Source organism: Arthrobacter sp. zg-Y179 (assembly GCF_020907345.1).
Classification (GTDB): Bacteria; Actinomycetota; Actinomycetes; order Actinomycetales; family Micrococcaceae; genus Arthrobacter_B; species Arthrobacter_B jinronghuae.
Genome location: NZ_JAJJOB010000014.1, coordinates 41,997 through 65,640, shown reverse-complemented (window position 1 = coordinate 65,640; position 23,644 = coordinate 41,997). Strand labels below are relative to the sequence as shown.

Below are 23,644 nucleotides of genomic sequence, written 5' to 3'. Positions count from 1 at the left end.
GAGCCTATGAGCGAAAAACTTGCCGTAGCGGTCCTCGGGGCCGCAGGCCGCATGGGGTCCGAGGCCGTTGCCGCCGTCGAGGCCGCCGAAGACATGGAACTCGTTGCAGCGCTGGGCCGTACCGACCCGCTTGAAACCCTCGTCTCGGCCGGTGCCCGGTATGTGGTGGACCTGACCGTGCCGGACAACACCGAGGCCAACGTCCGCTTCGCCGTCGAACACGGCATGCACGCCGTCGTCGGCACCACCGGATGGGATGCCGAACGGCTCGGCCGCCTGGCGGACCTGCTGGAAACGTCCCCCGGCACCGGTGTGCTCATCGCGCCGAACTTCGCCCTCGGCTCGGTGCTGGCCTCGGCCTTCGCCGCCAAGGCCGCCCGCTACTTCGAATCGGTGGAACTGATTGAGCTGCACCACCCGGACAAGGTGGACGCCCCCTCGGGAACGGCCGTACGCACCGCCCAGCTGATCGCCGCCGCACGCGCCGAGGCCGGCGTAGCTCCCTCTCCGGATGCCACCACCAAGGCGCTGCCGGGAGCGCGCGGCGCGGAGGTGGACGGAGTGCACGTGCATTCCGTGCGGCTGCGCGGGCTGGTGGCCCACCAGGAAGTGCTCCTGGGCGGTCCGGGCGAGCAGCTGACCATCCGGCATGATTCCTTCGACCGCGCCTCCTTCATGCCCGGCGTCCTGCTGGGCCTGCGGCAGGTCGCCGACCATCCCGGACTGACCGTCGGACTTGACGGCTACCTCAACCTGAACGACTAAGGAACACGTTGTCTTTCTTCACCGGCCTTTTCTCCAACCGCGCCAAGCTCGGCGTGGCCCTGGTGACCCTGCTGCTCTTCTTTTATCTGGTGGTCTCCGGGCAGCGCGGCTGGCTGCTGCTCACCTCCGACGAGATTCCGGCCAAGCTGATGGGCCTTGCCTATCTGGTGCTGCCCGTGGTGGGCGCCTGGGCGCTCATCCGCGAACTGATGTTCGGCAACCGGACGGAGCAGATGGCCCGGATCCTTGCCGAGGAAGGCCGGCTGCCGGTGGATGACCTCCCGCGGACACCTGCGGGGCGGATTGTGCGGGAAGCCGCGGACGCACAGTTCCCTCAGTACAAGGCCGAAACCGAGGCGGCGCCCGAGGATTGGCGCAGCTGGTTCCGGCTGTCCTGCGCGTACGACGCCGCCGGGGACCGTACCCGCGCCCGGCGCACCATGCGGCAGGCCGGCAGGCTCTATGCGGGAACCCGGAACCAGCCCGGAGCCTAGCGCTTCTGCCGGGCCGGGGCCGCGGTCCGGCCGCCCTTGCCGCGGGCCAGCCGCGAGGCACCCGAGGTGACCAGTTCCAGCGGGCCGCGTGCGTCGATGCGCTGGAACAGTACGGCCAGCACCACCAGGATCGCCACTTGGATCCAGTACACCGGCATCGGTTCCAGGGGCGGACTTTGCTGGTCCACCATGGTCATTACCCACACGTGCAGGCTGTAAAGCGTGAGGGTCATGGCGCCGGCAGCGGACAGGGGCAGCAGGAGGAGCGGCCGGGCACGTGTCAACAGCAGGCAGACGCCCAGCACGGCGGCGGCAGTGCCGGCGGCGTGCAGCATGTCCAGGCTGGTGTTGGAGTGCGGTCCTGACAGGGCGAGCCACCACCAGGAACCGGTCTGCTCCACCGAGCTGAGATTGACCTCCAACATCCGTGCCAGCGGCCACTGCTGCCCGGACTCCGTGGCCCGGAGGACATCAAAACCGCCCAGCTCATCAAGCAGGTAATTAGAGACCAACTTGGCGGTCACGGCGGCAAACACCCCGCCCGTGAGCAGTCCCACCTGCACCGGCAGGCTGGTCAGCGCCAGGCGCCCGATCACGAGCCCCAGCAGGATATAGCTCAGCCACTGCAGCACCGGATAGAACCCCGTGACGAAGACGTCCGCTGCCAGCGCGGCGGGGGAGAGGAACGCCTCCCAGGTGATGTTCCCACTGATGTCCGACGGCGACAGGTTCCGGATCAGCCAGTCCCTCACCACGTAGGCAAGCACCGGGGACAGCAGCAGCCAGGCCCCGGCCCAGACGGCCAGCCGGCGCAGCGGCATGCCGAGGAACGGCAGCGCCAGCAGGAACAGCACGGCGTAATGGAAGAGGATGACGGCGATGGTGGTTTCGAGTCCGCCCAGGATCAGGCCCACCAGGGCGATGATCAGCGCCCGCACGGCAATTCCACGCCGGTCCCGGTTCACTGCCTTCGCCTCATGGGGTTCGCTGCCGCCGGTCAGCAGCGCCAGCCCGACGCCGGCAACCACCGCGAACAACGCCGAGGAACGTCCGGAGAACACCAGCCCGGTCAGGCTGGGATCGCCGGTTTCCTGGTTGTAGAGCGGCAGTACGTGCGTGGCGATCATGCCCAGCAGGGCGATTCCGCGGGCAGCATCGATGCCGGTCAGGCGGCGTTGGTTCATGCACAGAATCGTCTCACAGGACACTGCAGAAGGCCGTCGCCCCCTGAAGCTCGGCCGGCTCCCACTTCCTACGCCTTGTTGTCCCATTGCGCTGCTTAGCGGGTAACGTTTTACCCATGGATTTCCAAAACAGCACGCTTCCTTTCGGCACCCTCGTCACCGCCATGGTGACCCCGTTTACCGAGGACGGAGAAGTGGACTTCGATGCCACTGCCTACCTCGCGAACAAGCTCGTCGAAGACGGCTGCGACGGCCTGGTGGTTTCCGGCACCACCGGTGAAACCTCCACGCTGGAAGACAGTGAGAAGGAAGACCTGTTCCGCGTGGTCGCCGAGACCGTTGGCGGCCGTGCCAAGGTTATTGCCGGCACCGGCACCAACCACACGTCCCACTCGGTGGAGATGGCCCGCCGTGCAGAGCGTGCCGGCGTTGATGGCCAGCTGGTGGTTACCCCGTATTACAACAAGCCCACGCAGGCCGGCGTGATCGCGCACTTCGACGCCGTCACCGCAGCCACCGACCTGCCGGTCATGGTGTACGACATTCCCGGCCGCGCCGGCATCGCCCTCAGCACCTCCACTATCTTCAAGCTGGCGGAGAACCCCCGGATCCTGGCCCTGAAGGACGCGAAGGGTGACTTCGCCGGCATCACCCGGGTCCTGGCCAACACCACCCTCGACGTGTACGCGGGCGACGACGGCCTGACCCTGCCCTGGATGGTGGCCGGCGCCGTCGGCGTGGTCAGCGTGTCCGCGCACGTCGCCACTGCGCAGTTCCGCGCCCTGGTCGACGCCGCGGCAGCCGGGGACTTCGCCACCGCCCGCCGCATCCACTTCGAACTGGATCCGGTGGTCCGTGCGGTGATGACCCACATTCCCGGCACCGTTTCGACCAAGCAGATCCTGGCGATGCAGAAGGTTCTTCCCACTGCGACCGTCCGGTTGCCGCTGGTGGCGCCCGACGCCGTCGAGATGGAAACCATCCTGACCGATCTGGCAGAAGCCGGCATGGACTTCTCCCGGACCGAGGCGTAAGCAATCATGAGCGAAACCCCCGAAACCGCCGGACCCGGCCTGCTGACCCCGCCGCCGCTGGAGGCGGGCACCCTGAGGATCGTCGCGTTGGGCGGCCTCGGGGAAATCGGCCGGAACATGGCCGTCTTCGAAATCGACGGCAAGCTGCTCATCGTGGACTGCGGTGTCCTCTTCCCCGAGGAAACACAGCCCGGCGTCGACCTCATCCTGCCGGACTTCTCCTACATCGAGGACCGCCTGGACGACGTGGTCGGCGTCGTGCTCACCCACGGACATGAGGACCACATCGGCGCGGTGCCGTACCTGCTGCGGTTGAAGAACGACATTCCGCTGATCGGCTCGCAGCTGACGCTGGCGCTGGTGGAGGCGAAGCTGCAGGAACACCGCATCAAGCCGTTCTCCCTGACGGTCACCGAGGGGCAGATCGAACAGCTCGGTCCGTTCGAGTGCGAATTCGTAGCGGTCAACCACTCCATCCCCGATGCGCTGGCCGTGTTCATCCGGACCGAAGCCGGCACCGTGCTGCACACCGGCGACTTCAAGATGGACCAGCTGCCCCTGGACGGCCGGATCACCGACCTGCGCGCCTTCGCCCGGCTGGGCGAAGAGGGCGTGGACCTGTTTATGGCCGACTCGACCAACGCCGACGTCCCCGGCTTCACCACCGCGGAACGCGAAATCGGCCCGGTGCTGCAGGAACTGTTCGGCAAGGTGGACAAGCGGATCATCGTCGCTTCCTTCTCCTCCCACATCCACCGCGTCCAGCAGGTCCTCGACGCCGCCGCCGCGCACAACCGGTTCGTCTGCTTCGTCGGCCGGTCCATGGTGCGCAACATGGCGATCGCCGAAAAGCTCGGCTACCTCCACGTGCCCGAGGGAATCCTCGTGGACCTGAAGAACGTCGACGACCTGCCGGACAACAAGGTGGTGCTGATGTCCACCGGATCCCAGGGCGAACCCATGGCTGCCCTGTCCCGGATGGCGAACGGCGACCACCGGATCCGCATCGGCAAGGGGGACACCGTCATCCTGGCTTCGTCCCTGATTCCGGGCAACGAAAACGCCGTTTTCCGCGTGATCAACGGACTGATGCGCCTAGGCGCAGACGTCGTGCACAAGGGCAACGCGAAAATCCACGTCTCCGGGCACGCCGCCGCCGGGGAACTGCTCTACTGCTACAACATCCTGCGGCCGAAAAACGCCATGCCGGTGCACGGCGAGACGCGGCACCTCATCGCCAACGGCCGCCTGGCCGCTGCCACCGGTGTCCCCGAGCAGAACATCATCCTGGCCGACGACGGCACTGTGGTCGATCTGCGCGACGGCAAGGCCCGCGTGGTCGGGGAAGTAGAGTGCGGCTTCGTCTACGTGGACGGGTCCAGCGTCGGAGCGATCACCGACACCGATCTGAAGGACCGGCGGATCCTCAGTGAAGAAGGCTTCATCTCCATCATTTCCGTGGTGAACCGCAGCACCGGAACCATCGTCTCCGGCCCCGAGATCCACGCGCGCGGCTTTGCCGAGGGCGACGCGGTCTTCGACGAGATCATCCCCAAGATCAGTGCGGCACTGGAAGAGGCTGTGCGCTCCAACACCGATCACACCACCTACCAGCTGCAGCAGGTGGTCCGGCGGGTCGTGGGCACCTGGGTCAACCGCCGGCTGCGGCGCCGTCCCATGATCGTGCCGGTAGTGGTCGAGGCCTAGTCCGCGCCGTGCTACGCGGTGGGTAAGTAGTCCCAAAGCCCTTCCCGGCCGCGTAAATTCAGGGTATCGGGGGCGGCATCGGGTAGCGTGGCTGGTATGGCGACTCGTACTTCCCCTGCCGCACGCAGCGGTGCCTCCGGCCGGACAACGGCCCGGAGCGCCGGCGGCAGCTCAAGCAAGACATCAGGCAAGTCCAGCGCGCGCGGCGGATCCGGGGGCCGGGGGACCTCCGTGTCGCGCCAGGCGCCCCCGGACCAGCTGCCGCTGCCGCTGCGCGCGGTGGAGAGCGCCTGGATGGGCATCTCCCGCCTCGCCGGGGCCGGCGTCCGCAAGCTCGGCGCCGATGTCTCTCCCGAGCGCGAAATCCGCCGCGACGGGACCGGATTCTTCCTGATCCTGCTTGCCCTCGCCGTTGCCACCGTCGAGTGGTGGGCCCTGCGCGGTCCCGTCGCCGACGTGATCCACGCCGGCGCGGCCGGCACATTCGGCTGGATGGCCGTGGTGCTGCCCTTTATGCTCACCGCCGGCGCAGTGCGCCTGTTCCGCTACCCGGAGCGGCACCGCGCCAACAGCAGGATCAGCATCGGCCTCGTGATCATGCTGCTGGCCGGCTCGGGCATCACGCACATTGCCGGCGGCTTACCAGCTTTGTCTGACGGTTTCGACCGGCTCTGGGCCTCCGGAGGCATCGTCGGCTTCCTCGTGGCCGGGCCGTTGTCCGCCGCCCTGACTCAATGGCCGGTGCTGGTCCTCCTTTCGCTGCTGGTGTTCGTGAGTGTCCTGATCATCACGGCCACGCCGTTCCGCCATATTCCGCTGCGCCTGCGGGCAATGTATGAACACCTCATGGGCCAGGACCTGGACCCCGATGATCCTGAGGCACACGACCAGAGCTACCTCTACGGCTCGCCGAAGCCGGAAAAGGTCCGCAAGCCCCGCAAGACCCGGCGTGAGAAAGAAGCCGAGGCCGCCGCCGTGCAGGACGGCTTCGCCGGCGATGAAGCGTTTGAACGCGCGCTGCTGCAGGACGAAGAAGAAGAGGCAGCCGCTGCCGCTGCCGCCGCCGCACCGGCGGTACCCCCGGGAGTCCGGCGTCCCACCCAGTCCGAACTGGCCACGCAGAAGATCCGGCGCAACCAGGGCCTGCCCGTCGACGGCGGCACGGACACCGCCGAGCCGCCCACCGAGGCCATCAGCACGGTCCCCGGCGCCACCGAAGTCCTGAACCTGGCGGCCGTTCCGCCCGTAGCACCGGTGCCTTCCCGGCCGGTCCAGCCCGTGCCTCCGGCCACGCCCATCCCGCAGCGCACCGAGCAGCTGCAGCTCTCCGGCGACATCACCTATACGCTGCCGCCGTCGGACTTCCTGCCCCCGGGACCGCCGGCAAAGGAACGCTCCGAAGCCAACGACGCCGTCGTGGCGGCACTGACGCACACGCTCGAGCAGTTCAACGTGGACGCCAAGGTCACCGGGTTCTCCCGCGGCCCGACGGTGACGCGCTACGAGATCGAACTCGGCGAAGGCACCAAGGTGGAACGCGTCACCGCGTTGTCCAAGAACATTGCCTACGCCGTGGCGAGCTCCGACGTACGCATCCTGTCGCCCATTCCGGGCAAGTCCGCCATCGGCATTGAAATCCCCAACGCGGACAAGGAAGTTGTTGCCCTGGGCGATGTCCTGCGGTCCAACTCCGCACGGAAGACCGAGCACCCCATGGTGATGGGCGTCGGCAAGGACGTCGAAGGCGGCTTCGTGGTCGCCAACCTGGCCAAGATGCCCCACCTGCTGGTGGCCGGCGCCACCGGTGCCGGTAAGTCCTCCTTCGTGAACTCGATGATCACGTCCATCCTGATGCGCTCCACACCTGATGAAGTGCGCATGGTGATGGTGGACCCCAAGCGTGTGGAACTGACCGCCTATGAAGGCGTACCGCACCTGATCACCCCGATCATTACCAACCCGAAGAAGGCCGCGGAAGCGCTGCAGTGGGTGGTCCGCGAAATGGACACCCGTTACGACGACCTCGCGAACTTCGGCTTCAAGCACATCGACGACTTCAACAAGGCCGTCCGCAACGGCAAGGTGGTGCCCCCGGCCGGATCCAAGCGGGTCATCCGGGCCTACCCGTACCTGCTGGTGATCGTGGACGAGCTCGCCGACCTCATGATGGTCGCCCCGCGGGACGTCGAAGACTCCATTGTGCGCATCACCCAGCTTGCCCGCGCCGCCGGCATCCACCTGGTGCTGGCCACCCAGCGGCCCTCCGTCGACGTCGTCACCGGCCTGATCAAGGCGAACGTCCCCTCCCGCATGGCGTTCGCCACCTCCTCGGTGACCGACTCCCGCGTGGTGCTGGACCAGCCCGGCGCCGAAAAGCTCCTGGGCCAGGGCGATGCCCTGTTCCTCCCGATGGGGTCCAACAAGCCCATCCGTGTGCAGGGGGCTTGGGTTACCGAGTCGGAGATCCACCGGGTCGTTGAGCACGTCAAGGGCCAGCTGCAGGCCGTCTACCGCGAAGACGTAGCGGTCACGGCGCCGAAGAAGCAGATCGACGACGACATCGGAGACGACCTCGACGTCCTGCTCCAGGCAACCGAACTCGTAGTGACCACGCAGTTCGGTTCCACCTCCATGCTCCAGCGCAAGCTGCGCGTGGGCTTCGCGAAGGCCGGCCGGCTCATGGACCTGCTGGAATCCCGCGGCGTGGTGGGACCGTCCGAAGGTTCCAAGGCCCGCGACGTTCTCGTGAAGCCGGATGACCTGGCCGCCACCCTCGCTGCCATCAGCGGAGGTGAAGCCCCTGCACCGTCCGGGGGAGCCGGAGCTGCGGCGCTGGCGGAGAACGCCAATGCCAACCACGGCTTCGACCCTGCCGGACCGACGGACCTGGTGGCTGCTGACCTGGAGGGCAGGCCGCAGGCGAGCGACTACCACGACGACGCGGACGACCCGGACGGTTCCGAAGACGCCTGGAACCTTACCGGCCGGTGAAACTTCGCTACGCTGAAGACGTGAGCAATTCTCCTACCGATAGGGTTCCGACCCTCAATATCGCCAATGCCCTGACGGTGGCGCGGATCCTGATGGTTCCGCTCTTTATCTGGTTCCTTGCGTCCGACGACGGCCGTGACGGCCTGTTCCGCTGGCTCGCCGTGGCAACCTTCGCCGTCGCCATCTACACCGACAAGCTCGACGGCGACATTGCCCGCAGCCGCGGGCTGATTACCGACTTCGGCAAGATCGCCGATCCGATTGCCGACAAGCTGCTGATCGGTTCGGCGCTGGTGATGCTTTCCCTGCTGGGCGAGCTGTGGTGGTGGGTGACCATCGTTATCCTGGTCCGCGAACTGGGCATCACGCTCATGCGCTTCGTCGTGATCCGGTACGGCGTTATGGCCGCCTCCCGGGGCGGCAAGCTCAAGACCGTCGTCCAGACCTTCGCCATCTTTGTGTTCCTGCTTCCGCTGACCGCGTGGCTTGGCGCCTGGGCATGGTGGATCGGAGCCGTCCTTATGGCCGCCGCGCTCGTCATCACGGTCGTCACGGGCATCGATTACGTCCTGCAGGCCGTCAAGCTGCGCCGCGCCGGCAAACGCGCATGAGCGACGAGCCTGCCGCTGTCCTGGCGGGCGAGGTGCTGGCCGCAGCCCGGAAGGCGGGACAGACCGTAGCGACTGCCGAGTCGCTCACCGCGGGCATGCTTTGCGCCGAACTGGGGTCCGTGCCCGGCGCTTCCGCGGTTTTGCAGGGCGGCGTGGTTGCGTATCAAAATGGAATCAAGCTGTCCGTCCTCGGGGTTCCGGCCGAGCTTCTGGCCGAAGCCGGATCCGTCGACGGGAGGGTGGCTGAGCACATGGCGGCCGGAGCGCGGCGTGTTCTCGGCGCCGACGTCGGGGTCTCCACCACCGGCGTCGCCGGGCCTGAGACACACGACGGCAAACCGGTTGGTACCGTGTTCGTGGGGATCGCTACTTCCGAAGGGACCTCCTTCCGGGAGTTTCTGTTCCCGGGGGACCGTACGGCCATTCGAACAGCGGCCTGCAGTGAAGCACTCTCCATGCTGGCGTCAGTGCTGGAAGACCGTTAGCGCAACGGACGAATCGGGAAGCTGCGCAGGCGGGAACAAAACCGGCAGGGCGTCAGTTGTTAGTATCAGGAACCGCCAAGGTTCCTTTATTACGATCTTTGGACAGTCTGCGGTACCGCCGCAGTCCGTACTCACAGGGAGCAGGACGATACACATGGTTAAGCAACCCGTATCCGTGAACGGCGTGATCCGCTGGCGGGATGTAGGGTTGGCGGAAGACGCACACCGGGAGCCTAAGGAGCGCAAGATGGTAGTTCTTCGTCACGAGATTGGTGATGTTCTCCGCGACGTGCGCCAGCGCCAGGGCAGGACCCTGCGCGAGGTGTCGCATAGCGCCCGCGTTTCTCTCGGCTACCTGAGCGAGGTTGAGCGCGGACAGAAGGAAGCATCGTCGGAACTTCTGTCTTCAATCTGCACTGCCCTCGATGTGCCCCTGTCCCTGATGCTCCGAGAGGTCAGCGACCGGGTGGCAAACGCCGAAGGCGTTGCCATTCCAGACACCGTGCCATCTGAGTTTTCCCGGGAGTTCGCCCGCGAATTCCCCGAAGACCTGGCACGGGACCTGGCCCGCACATCCTAGAAACCGCATACCGCGGCCCGTCACCCGGCCGAACGGAATTGGCCGTAGTGACTGCGTTGCCCCATAGACATACTCCTTGATGCTGTTGCATCAGGGCGAGGAAATCTCCAAGGGAAACCCCCGCAGGCGCGGTGCCTGCGGGGGTTTGTTCTGTCCGGTGCAGCCAGGGCCTGCACAGTCCGGCACCTAGCTGCCGTCGCTGCCGTCCGGGCCGGGAGGCTCGTCATCCGGTTGATCCCCGGCTCGCCGGACGGAAGCATTCAGTTTGTGCAGCAGCCGGACCAGGGTATGGAGTTCCTCGGCTTCCCACCCCGTCCAGGTACGCCGGAAGTGCTCCTTGCGCGCGGTGGCCGTACCTTCCAGACGGGCGGCACCAACCTTAGTGAGATTGATCGGCTGCGCCCTTCCGTCCTCCGGGTCCGCATGCTTTTCCACCAGCCCCAGCGCCTGCAGCATAGCCACCTGCCTGCTGAGGGAGGGCTTGCCCACGCCGACCGCCGCGGCCAGATCCGTCAGGCGCATGGGGCCCTGCTGATGGAGCAGGACCATCAGCCCGTAGGCCGAAGGCTCCATCTCGGGGTGCACCTCCCGGGCGATCCGGTGGGAGCTGGCGCGGGCGCGGCGCCACAGCACGCTGAGTTCCTGCTCAAGGTCCTCTATTGCCGTGTCCTTGTCCGGCTCGGTGCCGGAGGGAGGAGTAGCGTCGCCGGCGGGTAAATCGGCGGGACCGGATGTCTCGGTCATCCTCCCATTGTAGGATCGCGGTCCTTCCACAGCACTGGAATACGTTGGCTTTCGAAGGCGGCGGTCCGGTTCGCTGCCGCGTTTCGTGCGTGAGAGGATTAATTGATGCGTATCAGCGATTTCTGGCGGCTTATGGATGACGAGTTCGGTTCGGCCTACTCCCGGGTCCTTGCCGCGGATCTGGTCCTCGGCCAACTCGGAGGTGTCACGGCTGCGCAGGCCTTGGACAAGGGCATGGAACCCAAATCCGTATGGCTGGCGGTATGCGACATCCAGGACGTTCCGCCCGAACGCCGGCTGGGCCGCGACATCAAGCCCAAGGCAAACTAGGGCTGCCGCCGTTCCCGGCCGAACGGACACGCCGGGTTCGCTGTTCGAATATTTGTTCGGATAAAGATATGCTCCTACACAGGGGCCCGTCCCAGCTGATGCGGCCCGGGAATATCCACAAGACAACGAGTTATACGTTCCGGTCAGCCGTTTTGTCAGTGCCGCCGGATAGGGTCGTAGATAAGAAATGACGACCGGCCTACGGGCCGCCCACAACCACAACACGAGGTGAAGAATGGCTGCTCCAGCCGACCGCGCAAAAGCCCTAGAGGCAGCGCTGGCCCAGATTGACAAGCAATACGGCAAGGGCTCGATCATGCGCCTGGGCGACGAAGTGCGTGCCCCCGCCGAAACCATTTCCACCAGCTCCGTCGCGCTGGATGTTGCGCTGGGTATCGGCGGCCTGCCGCGCGGCCGCGTGGTGGAGATCTACGGACCCGAATCTTCCGGTAAGACCACCCTGGCCCTCCACGTCGTCGCCAATGCGCAGAAGAACGGCGGCATTGCCGCATTCATTGACGCCGAGCACGCTCTGGACCCCATCTATGCAGCCAAGCTGGGCGTGGATACGGACTCGCTGCTCGTTTCGCAGCCGGACACCGGCGAGCAGGCCCTGGAAATCATGGACATGCTGATCGGCTCCGGTTCGGTCGACGTCGTGGTCATTGACTCCGTTGCCGCACTGGTTCCGCGTGCCGAAATCGAAGGCGACATGGGCGACAGCCACGTGGGCCTGCAGGCCCGCCTGATGAGCCAGGCGCTCCGTAAGATCGCCGGCCGCCTGAGCCACACCAATACCACCGCAATCTTCATCAACCAGCTGCGTGAAAAGATCGGTGTCTTCTTCGGCAGCCCCGAAACCACCACCGGTGGCAAGGCGCTGAAGTTCTACGCTTCGGTCCGCATCGACGTCCGCCGCATCGAGACGCTGAAGGAAGGCACCAACCCGGTCGGTAACCGTACACGTGCCAAGATCGTCAAGAACAAGATGGCTCCGCCCTTCAAGCAGGCAGAGTTCGACATCATGTACGGCGTCGGCATTTCCCGCGAGGGCGGACTGATTGACATGGGCGTGGAACACGGCCTGGTCAAGAAGTCCGGTGCCTGGTTCACCTATGACGGTGACCAGCTGGGCCAGGGCAAGGAAAACTCGCGCAACTTCCTGAAGGACAATCCCGATCTGGCGGACGAGCTGGAGCGCCGTATCCGGGAAAAGCTCGGAATCGGCGTTCCTGCCCCTGAAGAGCCCGCAGCACCCAAGCTGAAGGCAGTCGGAAAGGACTCCTAACAGCCGGCCCGCCGTCCCGGGGATACCGGACCCGCGGCAGAGGGAAGCCGCTCCCGGAGAGGGAGCGGCTTCCCGTTCGGCCTGTTTGGACTTGTTCGGACCGTCCGGCCTGTTCAGCATGTCCGGTCCGTCCGGAAAGGCGCGCGACGCGCAGCCACTCCCTCCACGGCGGTCCGGGGAGTGGAAGTCCGGGGGAGGAAAACGGGAGCAAAGTCCCGGGAGCGGATAGTTATGGATACCTCGCAGGAAGAGACCCTGGCTGAGCTGAAGCGGCGGCTCGCCGAAATCAGCGTGACGGCGGCAGCCACGCCGGCCGGCGACGGGGCCGCTCCGGGCGGTGCGAAGAGAACGCGCACAGCGTCCGAACCGGTGGACACCCATGCTTCCAAACCGGCCCGACGCCGGAAGCCGCCGGCCAAGGTCCCCGACACCTTCAAGGAAGACGGCTTCGGTGAGGAAGCTCCCGCCGACGAGCCCTGGGCGGAAACCGGTACGGGGGACTCCGGTTCGAAACGGAGCGGGAAGAAGTCCGGCCGCGGACGGCAGGCCCGGGGGCGGCAGGGAGCAGACGCAGACCCGCCGGAGGAAGCCGTCCCGCTGACGCCCGAGGAAGCTTACGCGGAGGCAAAGGCGATCGTCCTGCGCCAGCTGACTGCCTCTCCCAAGAGCCGCAAACAGCTTGAAACCAAGCTTGCGGAAAAAGACATACCGCCGGATGCCGCAGCTGCGGTCCTTGACCGGTTCGAAGAAGTGCAACTCGTGGATGATGCCGAGTTTGCGCGGCTGTGGGTCCGCAGCAGGTCCCAGAGCAAGTCCCTTGCCCGCGGTGCCCTGCGGCGTGAACTGACGGAAAAAGGGATTGCGCCGGACCTCGCCGCCGAAGCGCTTGAGCAGCTCAGCGCCGACGACGAACTCGAGGCGGCGCGCGCCCTGGCAAGGAAAAAGCTCCAGGTGTCCGCCGATCTTTCCGACCGCGGCGTGCGCGACAAACAGACCCGCCGACTGGTGGGGATGCTGGCCCGGAAGGGCTATTCCCCGTCGCTCGGTTTTAGGGTGGCGGCCGAAGTTATCGGCGAAGTCCGCGATGCCAGGGGAGACTCCGTCTAACCGGCGGACCGCGGGCCGGCCCCGGCCGGGCAGGGCACGCGGCGAAGCGGACCTCCACGTTGGCGCAGTGCGCAGAACAGGAAATAACCAGCGCCATTCGTCGTGGTGTCAATCCGACGCGCCGTATCGTATGCTGTGCCAACTATGTTAAAGATGAGGTTGGCGGGGCCCATGTTGCGTTCGGTAAGTCGTTTCTCTCCGTGGCGTGCCCGGAGAACCCCGTTCTGTGCCCTGGTCCTTACCGGTGTGCTCGCCTCGGCGGTCCTGACTGCGGCGCCCGGATCTGCGGCGGATCCCTACCCTTCCTGGGATGATATCCAGCAGGCAAAATCCTCTGAGTCGGCCAAAGCTGCTGAAGCAGAGAAGCTGGAAGGCCTGCTGTCTGACCTGCGCGAGGACGCCGGATCCCTGGGCGATGCAGCCGTGGATGCGGCGAACCGCTACAACGAGGCCAAGGACGCCCTTGCCGCCAGCGACAAGGAGCTTGCTGCCATGGCCGCACAGCGGGAAGCGGCAGCCCGGCATTCAGCTGGATTGATGCGGCAAGTCGCCGGGCTCGCAGCCGAAACCTACAAGTCCGGCGGGTCAGCCTCCGACAGCATGACTCTGATGCTGCTCGACACGGATGCCTCGGCGGACGCACTGCACGGTGCGGGTCTAATGGATAGAGTCTCGTCCCGGGCGGGCAACCTGTATGCCGAAGCAGTGGCATCGGAAAAGGTTGCCGCCGGATTCCGGGAGCAGGAACAGGAAGCCAGGGACGCACGGGCCGAGCTTGCCGCCGAAGCCGAAAAGGCCCTCCAGGAGGCTGGAGCCTCCGCTGCGGCCGCAGGCAAGGCCGTGCAGGACGAAGAAGCCCGCAAGGCCGTCCTGCTTGCACAATTGGCAGACCTGCACGGCAGCACAGCCGCCGCCGAGGAGGCGCGGCTCCGCGGGATCGCCGCCGAGAAGGCGTTTCAGGAACAGCACGATGCCGCGGGGCGGGCCGCTGCAGGAGAGCCCGCGCCGGAAGGGCAGCAGCAGGCAAATCCGCCGGTCGGCGCGGCACCGAACCCGCCGGGAACACGGCCCCCGGAAGTCGTGGTGCCTGCGCCCCAGCCGGCCCCCGCACCCGCACCTGCACCTGCACCTGCCCCGGTCCAGCCTGCACCGCCGCCCGCACCCGCACCGGGGCAGGCGGTGAATGATCCGGCGGGTGCACAGAACTACGCATCCGGGCGCATGGGCGACTACGGCTGGGACGGGAACGAGTTCCGCTGCCTGGTAATCCTCTGGAATCACGAGTCCAACTGGCTAACCACCGCCGACAACCCCTACAGCGATGCTTACGGCATCCCGCAGTCCCTGCCGGGAAGCAACATGTCGAGCCACGGCTCCGACTGGCAGACCAACTACCGGACCCAGATCAACTGGGGGCTGGATTACATCCGGTCCCGGTATGGGACACCGTGTGCGGCCTACGGTTTCTGGCAGCGCAATAACTGGTACTGAACAGGTACCTGCGGCGGGAAACGGGCTACCTAATCGACGTCAATAGCAGCGTTACCATTTTGAGACTTTTCCCAGAAAACTCCGATACGGTCCTGCGCTTGTGACTTCAACTAACTTCACGCGACGCGATCAGACCCGCATCCGACGAGCCCTGCGACGCCGCCGCCGGCTCCGCCTCGGTACTGCAACCGCGCTGGGTTCCCTGGCCGTGGCTGGTGTTTCCGGCGCCGCCGTTGGCACTGCGGGGGCAAACCTTCGGTCCACGGCCGGTATCCAACTGGTGAACCTGGCCGAGCCGCTCCTTACCGCCCCGCAGGACGCAGTCAACGCCGAGGACGCCGACGACGGCGGGGGCAGGGCAGCCGGACCGGACGAACGTCCTGCGACTGACAACGAGTCCGACCGGCCGGCAGCGGGGAAAGCCCAACCCGATACGGCCGAAGCAGGAACGGGAACAGGGGTGGAGGTTCCGGAATACCGGGAGCTCGCAGCGAAAATAGCGGCCGACGCAGCCGACGCCGCTGCGCAAACGGCTGCGGAAGAAGCTGCCCGGGCGGCCGTACCGCTGGACGATCCCGCCGCGGCCAAGGCCTATGCTGCCTCGGCCCTGCCTGCCCGGGGCTGGGATGCGGGCCAGTCAACCTGCCTGGACACGCTCTGGACCAAGGAATCGGAGTGGCTGACCAGCGCACTCAACCCCAGCAGCGGTGCCTACGGGATTGCGCAGTCCCTCCCGGCGGAAAAGATGGCAGTTGCCGGAGCCGACTGGAAGGTCAGCTATTCCACGCAGATCAACTGGGGCCTGGACTACATTGCCTCGCGTTACGGCAACCCCTGCGCCGCACTCAGCTTCCACTACGCCAACAACTGGTACTAGGAAAAAGTCTGCCGCGGGGCATACCGGGCGGCAGTACCAATGGACGTACCCTAGGAGGGTGAGTTTGACTGTTTCCTCTCCCGCCCCCGAGGCCCCCGCGGCCCAGCCCCGCACTTACGAGGTGCGCACCTTCGGCTGCCAGATGAATGTGCACGATTCCGAGCGGATTTCGGGCTTGCTGGAAGGTGCCGGCTACGTGCCGTCCGACGGCGAACTCGCGGACATCGTTGTGTTCAACACGTGTGCCGTGCGGGAGAACGCGGACAACAAGCTGTACGGCAACCTCGGGCAGCTGGCCCCGGTCAAGGAAAAGCGGCCAGGAATGCAGATTGCCGTGGGCGGCTGCCTGGCGCAGAAGGACCGGGACACCATCCTGCGCAAGGCCCCCTGGGTCGACGCCGTCTTCGGCACGCACAACATCGGTTCGCTGCCGGCACTGCTGGAACGGGCCCGGCACAATGCCAAGGCCGAGCTGGAGATCCTGGAGTCGCTGGACGTTTTTCCCTCCACGCTGCCCACCAAACGCGATTCGGTGTATTCGGGCTGGGTCTCGATTTCCGTAGGCTGCAACAACACCTGCACCTTCTGCATCGTCCCGTCGCTGCGCGGCAAGGAACGCGACCGGCGGCCGGGGGAGATCCTGGCGGAAATCCGGGCCCTGGTGGACGACGGCGCCATCGAGGTAACGCTGCTGGGCCAGAACGTGAACTCCTACGGGGTGGAATTCGGCGACCGCGGGGCCTTCGCCAAACTGCTGCGTGCCTGCGGCGACATCGAGGGGCTGGAGCGGGTGCGTTTCACCAGCCCGCATCCTGCGGCATTCACCGACGACGTCATTGAGGCCATGGCCGAGACACCCAACGTGATGCCGCAGCTGCACATGCCGCTGCAGTCGGGTTCGGACAAGGTCCTCAAGGACATGCGCCGCTCCTACCGGTCGAAGAAGTTCCTCGGGATCCTGGACCGGGTCCGGGAGCGGATGCCCCACGCAGCCATCTCCACCGACATCATCGTGGGTTTCCCGGGGGAGACGGAGGAGGACTTCGCCGCTACCCTCGACGTCGTCGAGCAGTCCCGCTTCTCGAATGCCTTCACCTTCCAGTATTCGAAGCGTCCGGGCACCCCGGCGGCGGAGCTGGCCGACCAGCTGCCCAAGGCCGTGGTGCAGGAGCGCTACGAACGCCTCACGGCGCTGCAGGACCGGATTGCCGCCGAGGAAAACGCCAAGCAGGTCGGGACCACCGTTGAGGTCATGGTCACCGCAGCCTCGGGCCGCAAATCCGGGGAGACGGGACGCCTCTCCGGACGTTCCCGGGACCAGCGCCTGGTGCACTTCTCGGTGCCCGACGGCGCGCCAGCACCCCGCCCGGGAGACCTCGTTACCGTACCGGTCACCGCGGCCGCCGCGTTCCACCTGATCTCCGACCCCGCCGGACCCGCAGACTACTCGCTGCGGCGTTCCCGTGCCGGTGATGCCTGGGACCGCTCGCAGGCCGAGTCCTGCGGCGTACCGGCCGGACCCGCAGGTACCCGAACCGGTGTGTCCCTGGGGATGCCCGCGCTGCCGCCGCGTTCCTGAGTGCCCGTGAACCCCTCCCAAAGTGTCCCCGGAAATTCCCCTGCGGCAACCCCCGTGAGTGCTCCCATGCCGTCCGCCGACGAACGGCCGGTGATCGCCGTCGTCGGTCCCACCGGGTCCGGAAAGTCCGACCTCGGCGTTGCCCTGGCCCTGGAACTCGGCGGCGAAGTGATCAATGCCGACTCCATGCAGTTTTACCGGGGGATGGATATCGGCACCGCGAAGATTACCGAGGCCGAACGCCGCGGCGTGCCGCACCACCTGCTGGACATTATGGACGTGACCGAAGAGGCAAGCGTCTCGGCCTTCCAGGCGCAGGCACGGGAGCTGATTTCCGGGATCCGGGCGCGGGGCAGGTACCCAATCCTGGTCGGAGGCTCCGGGCTGTACGTCCGGGCCGCGCTGGACGTCCTGGAATTCCCGGGCACCGACCCGGCAGTACGCGCAGGGATCGAAGCCGAACTGGAAGCCCGGGGCCTGCCCGCCCTGCAGGACCGGCTGCGGGACGTGGACCCGGTCTCAGCCGAACGGATTTCCGATGCACGCCGGGTGGTGCGCGCACTCGAGGTGGTTGAGTTGACCGGACGACCGTTCAGCTCCTTCATGCCGGTGCGGGAGTACGTCTCGCCGGCGGTGCAGATCGGCCTGAGCGTGGAACGGCCGGTGCTGCACGAACGCCTGGCCCGCCGGGTGGACACGATGGTGGACCAAGGTCTGCTGGAAGAAGTCCGGCGGCTTGAGCCGGCGGGTCTACGGACCGGTCGGACCGCCTCGCGCGCCCTGGGATATGCACAGTTCCTGGCCGTCCTGGACGGGGAATCGTCCGTGCCGGAAGCTGCGGAGGCCACAGTGGTGGCTACCCGCCAGTTCGCCCGCCGGCAGCTGACCTGGTTCCGTGCGGATCCGCGGATCACCTGGCTGGAGCATAACGACCCCCGGCTGCTGGCCCGGGCGGCCGCGGCCGTCCGTGAAGGGCGCCCGCCCAGTATCCTTGGTAAGTGACCAATACTTCTGCTGCCTCACCTGCATCCCTGTCCGCCTCCGGCCTTCCCTCCTCCCTCGCCGGGCTGCCCTTCGCGAAGGGCCACGGCACCGGCAACGACTTTGTGCTGGTGGCCGATCCCGACGCTGCGCATGATCTTGCCGCCCACGAAGTAGCCGCAGTCTGCGACCGGCACCGCGGCGTCGGCGGCGACGGTTTCATCCGTGCCGTCCGGTCCGAGCATCTTCCTGAAGGCCGTGCCCTGCTGCAGACGGCTCCGGAAGCCCAGTGGTTCATGGACTACCGGAACTCGGACGGCAGCATTTCGGAGATGTGCGGGAACGGGGTGCGTGTCTTCGTGCACTTCCTGCTGGAAGAGCGGCTGGTGGAACTGGTCGAGGGCGCGTCCCTGGTGATCGGTACCCGCGCCGGGGTCAAGACCGTCACCCGGATGGCCGGCGGCTATGCGGTGGACATGGGGCCCTGGGAGTTCATTTACCCTGACCACGCGGCTGCCAAGTCGATGGACACGGTGGTCAACGCAGACGGACTGGAAGTGCCCCGCCCGGGACTCTCCGTCAGCATGGGTAACCCCCACACCGTCGTGGCCCTCGCGGAACTGGACGAACTGGCCGCGACCAACCTGACCGCAGCACCGTCCGTGCAGCCGGAACCGGAGCACGGAACCAACGTGGAGTTCGTGGTCCCGGCCGAGCCGCTCGTAGAAGACGGGGTAGGGCTGCTCACCATGCGCGTCCACGAGCGGGGCGTCGGCGAAACCCTCTCCTGCGGAACCGGCGCCTGCGCCGCTGCCGTAGCCACCCGTTTCTGGGCCGGAGCCGAAGCACCCGATGACTGGGCAGTGACGGTGCCGGGCGGCGTCGTCGGCGTCCGTTTCCTCACCGGACCCGACGGCCACGAACATGTGGAGCTCAGCGGACCGGCCGTGCTGGTGGCCCGCGGAACCCTGCTCTAGGCGCTGCGTTCCACCTTCAGGGTCCGGAAGGACTTCGCGGTGCTGTGGCGGGAGACGGCGAATCCGGACGGCAGGGTCTCGGCCAACCAGCGCTGCAGGGAATCCGAGCCCAGGTTCTTCTGCACCACCAGCCAGGCAGTGCCTCCCGGGGCCAGGCGCGGCAGCCAGAGCAGCAGCAGGGCATGGAGCTCGTCTTTGCCGATCCGGATGGGCGGGTTGGACCAGATGGTGTCGAAGCGTACTTCCGGGTCAACCTCCTCAGGCAGGGAGGCCGTGACGTTCCCGCACCCCAAAGCTGCTGCGTTATCCCGGGTTAGTGCGATGCAGCGTTCGTTGACGTCGACGGCGTAGACCCGGGCCGCCGGGGATTTCAGTGCCAGGGTCAGGGCGATGGGGCCCCAGCCGCAGCCGATGTCCAGCAGGTTGCCGGTCTCCGGCGGGGCGGGAACTTCATCCAGCAGGACCATCGTGCCCTTGTCGATCCCGTCGGGGCTGAAGATGCCACCGGCTGTCTGCAGGGTCCTTTCGGTCCCGTTGAGGCTGACGCGCAGCGGTTTGCGGACCTCGGGCCCGGACGGTGTGGAGGAGAAGTAGTGGTCTGAACCCATAACAATCCAGATTAGTCGCTGCAGGCGCGCGGCATGGAATTTATGGGTGGCCGCACGAGTTGTAAAGGGTGGCTGGCGCGGTAGGGATCCATAGCGGAGAAGGTTGTTTTCCTGAGGATTTGTCGGTTCACTGGCCTACCATGGAAAGTACGTTCCTATAAGGAGATTATGACCATCAACAACTCCCGCCCCGTGCGTTCGACAGACACTTCTGCGAACAGTTCGACACCCGAACTGAGCCCCTCGGATATCCAAGGGGTCATCGACAGGATCCTCGCCAAGGACAGCGCCGTCGAAGCGAAGGCTCCGGCCGACAAGCAGCGGGGCCGTGCCCAGGCATTCAGCGACGCCGAGCATTCGGTCCACGACGGCGACCAGCAGGACCTGGAAGAACGCCGCGCACTGCGCCGCGTAGCGGGCCTCTCGACCGAACTCGAAGACGTTACCGAGGTCGAATACCGCCAGCTGCGGCTGGAACGGGTTGTCCTCGCCGGACTGTGGAGCGAAGGCACTGCCGCAGACGCAGAAAACTCGTTGAAGGAACTTGCCGCGCTGGCGGAAACCGCGGGGTCGGAAGTCCTCGACGGCATCATCCAGCGCCGGCTGAAGCCGGATCCCGGCACCTTCCTCGGTTCGGGCAAGGCCCAGGAGCTCAAGGACATTGTGACGGCCACCGGCGCCGATACAGTGATCGTGGACAGCGAACTGGCTCCGTCCCAGCGACGCGGGCTGGAAGACATCGTCAAGGTCAAGGTCATTGACCGGACGGCGCTGATCCTGGACATCTTTGCCCAGCACGCGAAGTCCCGCGAGGGCAAGGCGCAGGTGGAACTGGCGCAGCTGGAATACCTTCTGCCGCGGCTGCGTGGCTGGGGCGAATCGATGTCCCGGCAGGCAGGCGGCCAGGTCGGCAGTGCCAGCGCCGGCATGGGTTCGCGCGGCCCCGGTGAAACCAAGATCGAATTGGACCGCCGGAAGATCCGCACGCGGATGGCCAAGCTCCGCCGCGAAATCGCGGGCATGAAGCCGGCACGGGAAACCAAGCGGGCCAACCGCCACCGCAACTCGGTGCCGTCCGTAGCTATCGCCGGTTACACCAACGCTGGAAAGTCCTCGCTGCTGAACCGCCTCACCGATGCCGGGGTACTGGTGGAGAACGCCCTGTTCGCCACTCTGGATCCCACTATCCGCAAGGCCCAGACCGAAGACGGAATCGGGTACACGCTGGCGGACACCGTAGGGTTTGTCCGGTCGCTGCCCACCCAGCTGGTGGAAGCCTTCCGCTCCACCCTCGAGGAAGTAGCCGACGCAGACCTGATCCTGCACGTCGTTGACGCTTCGCACCCGGACCCGGAAGGCCAGATTGCGGCCGTCCGTACCGTCCTGGCCGAAGTCGACGCCCGCAAGGTGCCTGAAATCATCGTGCTGAACAAAGCCGACGCAGCGGATCCGTTCGTTCTTGAGCGGCTGCGTCAGCGCGAGTCCCGCCACGTGGTCGTTTCGGCGCGTACCGGAGAGGGCATCCCCGAGCTGCTGCAGGCGATTTCCGACGGCATTCCGCGCCCCGGCGTGGACCTGGAACTGCTGGTGCCCTACGAGCGCGGCGACGTCGTCTCCCGCCTGCATCAGGAGGACGCCGAAATTCTGTCCCTGGAACACGGCGAATCCGGCACCCAGCTGCATGTGAAGGTTCGTGAAGGGCTGGCAGCGGAGCTGGAGCAGTTCGTGACCAATGGGTAGGAAAGCCCCGCAGGGACCGGAGCAGGTCCTGGAACTGCTTGACACCGCGGTGGCGGCCATGGGCGGGCAGAACCGGCCGGGCCAGCACGAGATGGCCCGGCAGGTGGCCGAGGCCATCGAGTCCGGCGACCATCTGCTGGTCCAGGCCGGAACAGGTACGGGCAAGTCGCTTGCCTACCTGATCCCGCTGATCGCCCACGCGCTGGAGAGCAGCAAACCCGCGCTGGTCTCCACGGCCACGTTGGCCCTGCAGTCACAGATTGTCGGACGGGACCTCCCTCGCCTGCTGAAGACCTTGGAACCGAAGCTTCCCCGGGAGGTCGACGTTGCCCTGCTCAAGGGCCGGAGCAACTACGTCTGCGTCCACAAGACCGGCGGCGGGTTCCCCGAGGAAGACGAAGCCGGAACACTGTTCCTGCTTGGCGACGAGCAGGCTGTTTCCCATCCCGCTCCCGCCGGCGGGCCCACCTCCGCGCTCGGGCGCGACGTCGTCCGCCTGCAGGAATGGGCGCAGGAAACGGAAACCGGTGACCGGGATGAGTTGCTTCCCGGCGTCAGCGACCGTGCCTGGCGTCAGGTCTCCGTCACCTCGATGGAGTGCCTGGGGGCGCAGAAATGCCCGGTGGCGGAGGCCTGTTTCAGCGAACAGGCACGCGCCAAGGCCGCCGTCGCCGATCTGGTGATCACCAACCACGCGATGCTGGCCATCAGCGCGTTCGAGGGACTGGCGGTCCTGCCGGACTACGACGTGGTGGTGATTGACGAGGCGCACGAGCTGCAGGACCGCGTCACCGGCGCGGTCACCGGGCAGCTCTCCGGAACCGTCATTTCCGCAGCGGTCTCCGCCGCGCGCAAGCACACCTCAGCGACCATGGAGCCGCTTGCGGCCGCCGGCCGGGCCTTCGACTCGGTCTTTGCCCCGGTTCCCTCCGGCCTGCTGGCAGCGGGACTGTCCGAAGACCAGGAGCTGGTGCTGGGCTCCGTGCGTGAAGCCTGCCGCACGGCCCTGTCCGATTCCAAACCCGAAGGCTCCGACGCCGTCGACGGCGGCCGCCAGATGGCACGCTCGCGCCTGATGGCTGTCCTGGAACTGTGCGAACGCATCCTTGACGCAGTGAATTCGGGGGAGGTGCTGTGGGCATCGCGTGCCAGCACCTTCTCGCCGGGCACCGGTTACACCGCCCCGGAAGAAGATGCACCGCCCACCATCAACGTTGCCCCGCTGTCCGTGGCCGGACGGCTGCGCGAAGGACTGTTCGACGGCCACACCGTGGTGCTGACCTCGGCCACCCTCGCCATCGGGTCGGAGTTCGGTCCGGTTGCCGGAGCCCTGGGGCTGGTGGGCGCCGGCGCACCGAAATGGACGGGGACCGACGTCGGCAGTCCCTTCGACTACCCCCGGCAGGGTGTGCTGTACGTAGCCAAGGACCTGCCGAAACCGGGACGCGGCACCTCCCCGGAGCAGCTGGATGAACTGGAGGCGCTGATCAAGGCCTCCGGCGGCGGCGCCCTGGGGTTGTTCTCTTCCCGCCGTGCAGCGGAAGAAGCCGCGGAAGCACTGCGGAAGCGGGTCGACTTTCCGATCCTTTGCCAGGGCGAATCCACCATGTCCGCCCTGGTTCAGCAGTTTGCCGACGACGACGAGACCTGCCTGTTCGGCACCATGTCCCTCTGGCAGGGCGTGGACGTCCCCGGCGCCTCCTGCCGGCTGGTGATCATTGACCGGATTCCGTTCCCGCGTCCCGACGATCCGTTGATGACAGCCCGGACCCGCGCGGTTGCCAAGGCCGGGGGAAACGGCTTCATGAGCGTCTCGGCCACCCACGCGGCCGTCCGGCTCGCGCAGGGGGCAGGGCGGCTGATCCGCGCTTCCGGAGACAAGGGAGTGGTGGCCGTGCTGGACTCGCGCCTGGCAACCGCACGCTACGGCAGTTTCCTGCGGGCCGCCCTGCCGCCCTTCTGGTCCACCACCGACCGTTCCGTGGTGCTTCAGGCGCTGAAGCGGCTCGCCGCGGAACCCGCCGGAGCGAAGAAGTAAAACCCGCCTGACGGGATCCCGGAAACAAAAAGC

The 23,644-nt window shown here is 66.6% G+C and carries 21 protein-coding genes; 18 read left to right on the top strand and 3 right to left on the bottom strand.

Annotated features, from left to right (window positions below; all coding sequences use genetic code 11):
• Nucleotides 1-6 precede the first annotated feature (6 nt).
• Both dapB and LOC56_RS15425 read left to right on the top strand, forming a co-directional pair.
• Complete coding sequence (dapB, locus tag LOC56_RS15430; RefSeq protein ID WP_229953152.1) at nt 7-765, top strand: 4-hydroxy-tetrahydrodipicolinate reductase; 759 nt, start codon at nt 7-9, stop codon at nt 763-765.
• A gap of 8 nt (nt 766-773) precedes the next feature.
• Nucleotides 774-1,259, top strand: coding sequence for a hypothetical protein (locus tag LOC56_RS15425; RefSeq protein WP_229953151.1), 486 nt, complete (start codon nt 774-776; stop codon nt 1,257-1,259).
• On the opposite strand, the gene LOC56_RS15420 is transcribed toward LOC56_RS15425, so the two are convergent.
• Entirely contained in the window at nt 1,256-2,443 is a 1,188-nt protein-coding gene (locus LOC56_RS15420; RefSeq protein WP_229953150.1) for a heparan-alpha-glucosaminide N-acetyltransferase domain-containing protein, read from the bottom strand. The two genes, LOC56_RS15425 and LOC56_RS15420, sit on opposite strands and share 4 nt — an antisense overlap.
• Before the next feature lie 116 nt (nt 2,444-2,559).
• On the opposite strand from LOC56_RS15420, the gene dapA reads away from it, so the two are divergent.
• The 6 genes from dapA (at nt 2,560) to LOC56_RS15390 (ending at nt 9,851) form a co-directional block, all read left to right on the top strand.
• Nucleotides 2,560-3,477, top strand: a complete 918-nt coding sequence (dapA, locus tag LOC56_RS15415; protein WP_229953149.1) for a 4-hydroxy-tetrahydrodipicolinate synthase — start codon at nt 2,560-2,562, stop codon at nt 3,475-3,477.
• Between the two features lie 6 nt (nt 3,478-3,483).
• Nucleotides 3,484-5,184 carry a ribonuclease J gene (locus LOC56_RS15410; RefSeq protein ID WP_229953148.1) on the top strand — a complete coding sequence of 567 codons (1,701 nt, stop codon included), beginning with the start codon at nt 3,484-3,486 and terminating at the stop codon, nt 5,182-5,184.
• Nucleotides 5,185-5,280: 96 nt separating this feature from the next.
• Nucleotides 5,281-8,175 carry an FtsK/SpoIIIE family DNA translocase gene (locus tag LOC56_RS15405; RefSeq protein ID WP_229953147.1) on the top strand — a complete coding sequence of 965 codons (2,895 nt, stop codon included), beginning with the start codon at nt 5,281-5,283 and terminating at the stop codon, nt 8,173-8,175.
• Nucleotides 8,176-8,195: 20 nt separating this feature from the next.
• Nucleotides 8,196-8,786, top strand: a complete 591-nt coding sequence (gene pgsA / locus LOC56_RS15400; protein ID WP_331460961.1) for a CDP-diacylglycerol--glycerol-3-phosphate 3-phosphatidyltransferase — start codon at nt 8,196-8,198, stop codon at nt 8,784-8,786.
• The gene (locus LOC56_RS15395) at nt 8,783-9,271 is read left to right on the top strand and encodes a CinA family protein (protein WP_229953146.1); all 489 of its coding nucleotides are present in this window, start codon (nt 8,783-8,785) and stop codon (nt 9,269-9,271) included. The genes pgsA and LOC56_RS15395 overlap by 4 nt, the downstream gene beginning before the upstream one ends.
• Before the next feature lie 154 nt (nt 9,272-9,425).
• Nucleotides 9,426-9,851 carry a helix-turn-helix domain-containing protein gene (locus LOC56_RS15390; protein ID WP_269438011.1) on the top strand — a complete coding sequence of 142 codons (426 nt, stop codon included), beginning with the start codon at nt 9,426-9,428 and terminating at the stop codon, nt 9,849-9,851.
• 186 nt (nt 9,852-10,037) lie between these two features.
• Here the strand turns inward: LOC56_RS15390 and LOC56_RS15385 are convergent, their stop codons facing one another.
• The gene (locus LOC56_RS15385; RefSeq protein WP_229953144.1) at nt 10,038-10,595 is read right to left on the bottom strand and encodes a MarR family winged helix-turn-helix transcriptional regulator; all 558 of its coding nucleotides are present in this window, start codon (nt 10,593-10,595) and stop codon (nt 10,038-10,040) included.
• A 105-nt stretch (nt 10,596-10,700) separates the two neighbouring features.
• On the opposite strand from LOC56_RS15385, the gene LOC56_RS15380 reads away from it, so the two are divergent.
• From LOC56_RS15380 to dapF, 8 genes are all read left to right on the top strand, one after another.
• Nucleotides 10,701-10,925 carry a DUF3046 domain-containing protein gene (locus LOC56_RS15380; protein WP_229953143.1) on the top strand — a complete coding sequence of 75 codons (225 nt, stop codon included), beginning with the start codon at nt 10,701-10,703 and terminating at the stop codon, nt 10,923-10,925.
• A gap of 235 nt (nt 10,926-11,160) precedes the next feature.
• Nucleotides 11,161-12,213, top strand: coding sequence for a recombinase RecA (recA, locus tag LOC56_RS15375; RefSeq protein WP_229953142.1), 1,053 nt, complete (start codon nt 11,161-11,163; stop codon nt 12,211-12,213).
• 231 nt (nt 12,214-12,444) lie between these two features.
• Nucleotides 12,445-13,320 carry a regulatory protein RecX gene (locus LOC56_RS16340; protein ID WP_331460960.1) on the top strand — a complete coding sequence of 292 codons (876 nt, stop codon included), beginning with the start codon at nt 12,445-12,447 and terminating at the stop codon, nt 13,318-13,320.
• Nucleotides 13,321-13,491: 171 nt separating this feature from the next.
• Entirely contained in the window at nt 13,492-14,811 is a 1,320-nt protein-coding gene (locus LOC56_RS15365; RefSeq protein ID WP_229953141.1) for a coiled-coil domain-containing protein, read from the top strand.
• A gap of 100 nt (nt 14,812-14,911) precedes the next feature.
• Nucleotides 14,912-15,688, top strand: a complete 777-nt coding sequence (locus LOC56_RS15360; protein WP_229953140.1) for a hypothetical protein — start codon at nt 14,912-14,914, stop codon at nt 15,686-15,688.
• A gap of 58 nt (nt 15,689-15,746) precedes the next feature.
• Complete coding sequence (gene miaB, locus LOC56_RS15355; RefSeq protein ID WP_331460959.1) at nt 15,747-17,267, top strand: tRNA (N6-isopentenyl adenosine(37)-C2)-methylthiotransferase MiaB; 1,521 nt, start codon at nt 15,747-15,749, stop codon at nt 17,265-17,267.
• A gap of 66 nt (nt 17,268-17,333) precedes the next feature.
• Nucleotides 17,334-18,269: a tRNA (adenosine(37)-N6)-dimethylallyltransferase MiaA gene (gene miaA, locus LOC56_RS15350; protein WP_229953266.1), complete on the top strand. Its 936-nt coding sequence runs from the start codon at nt 17,334-17,336 to the stop codon at nt 18,267-18,269.
• A complete protein-coding gene (dapF, locus tag LOC56_RS15345; protein WP_229953139.1) occupies nt 18,266-19,225 on the top strand; it encodes a diaminopimelate epimerase in 960 nt (319 codons plus the stop codon). Before miaA ends, dapF begins: the two co-directional genes overlap by 4 nt.
• On the opposite strand, the gene LOC56_RS15340 is transcribed toward dapF, so the two are convergent.
• On the bottom strand, nt 19,222-19,833 hold the full coding sequence (locus LOC56_RS15340; RefSeq protein ID WP_229953138.1) for a class I SAM-dependent methyltransferase: 612 nt from the start codon (nt 19,831-19,833) through the stop codon (nt 19,222-19,224). The genes dapF and LOC56_RS15340 overlap by 4 nt on opposite strands.
• Before the next feature lie 168 nt (nt 19,834-20,001).
• On the opposite strand from LOC56_RS15340, the gene hflX reads away from it, so the two are divergent.
• Nucleotides 20,002-21,573: a GTPase HflX gene (hflX, locus tag LOC56_RS15335; RefSeq protein WP_229953137.1), complete on the top strand. Its 1,572-nt coding sequence runs from the start codon at nt 20,002-20,004 to the stop codon at nt 21,571-21,573.
• Complete coding sequence (locus LOC56_RS15330; protein ID WP_229953136.1) at nt 21,566-23,611, top strand: ATP-dependent DNA helicase; 2,046 nt, start codon at nt 21,566-21,568, stop codon at nt 23,609-23,611. The genes hflX and LOC56_RS15330 overlap by 8 nt, the downstream gene beginning before the upstream one ends.
• Nucleotides 23,612-23,644 lie beyond the last annotated feature (33 nt).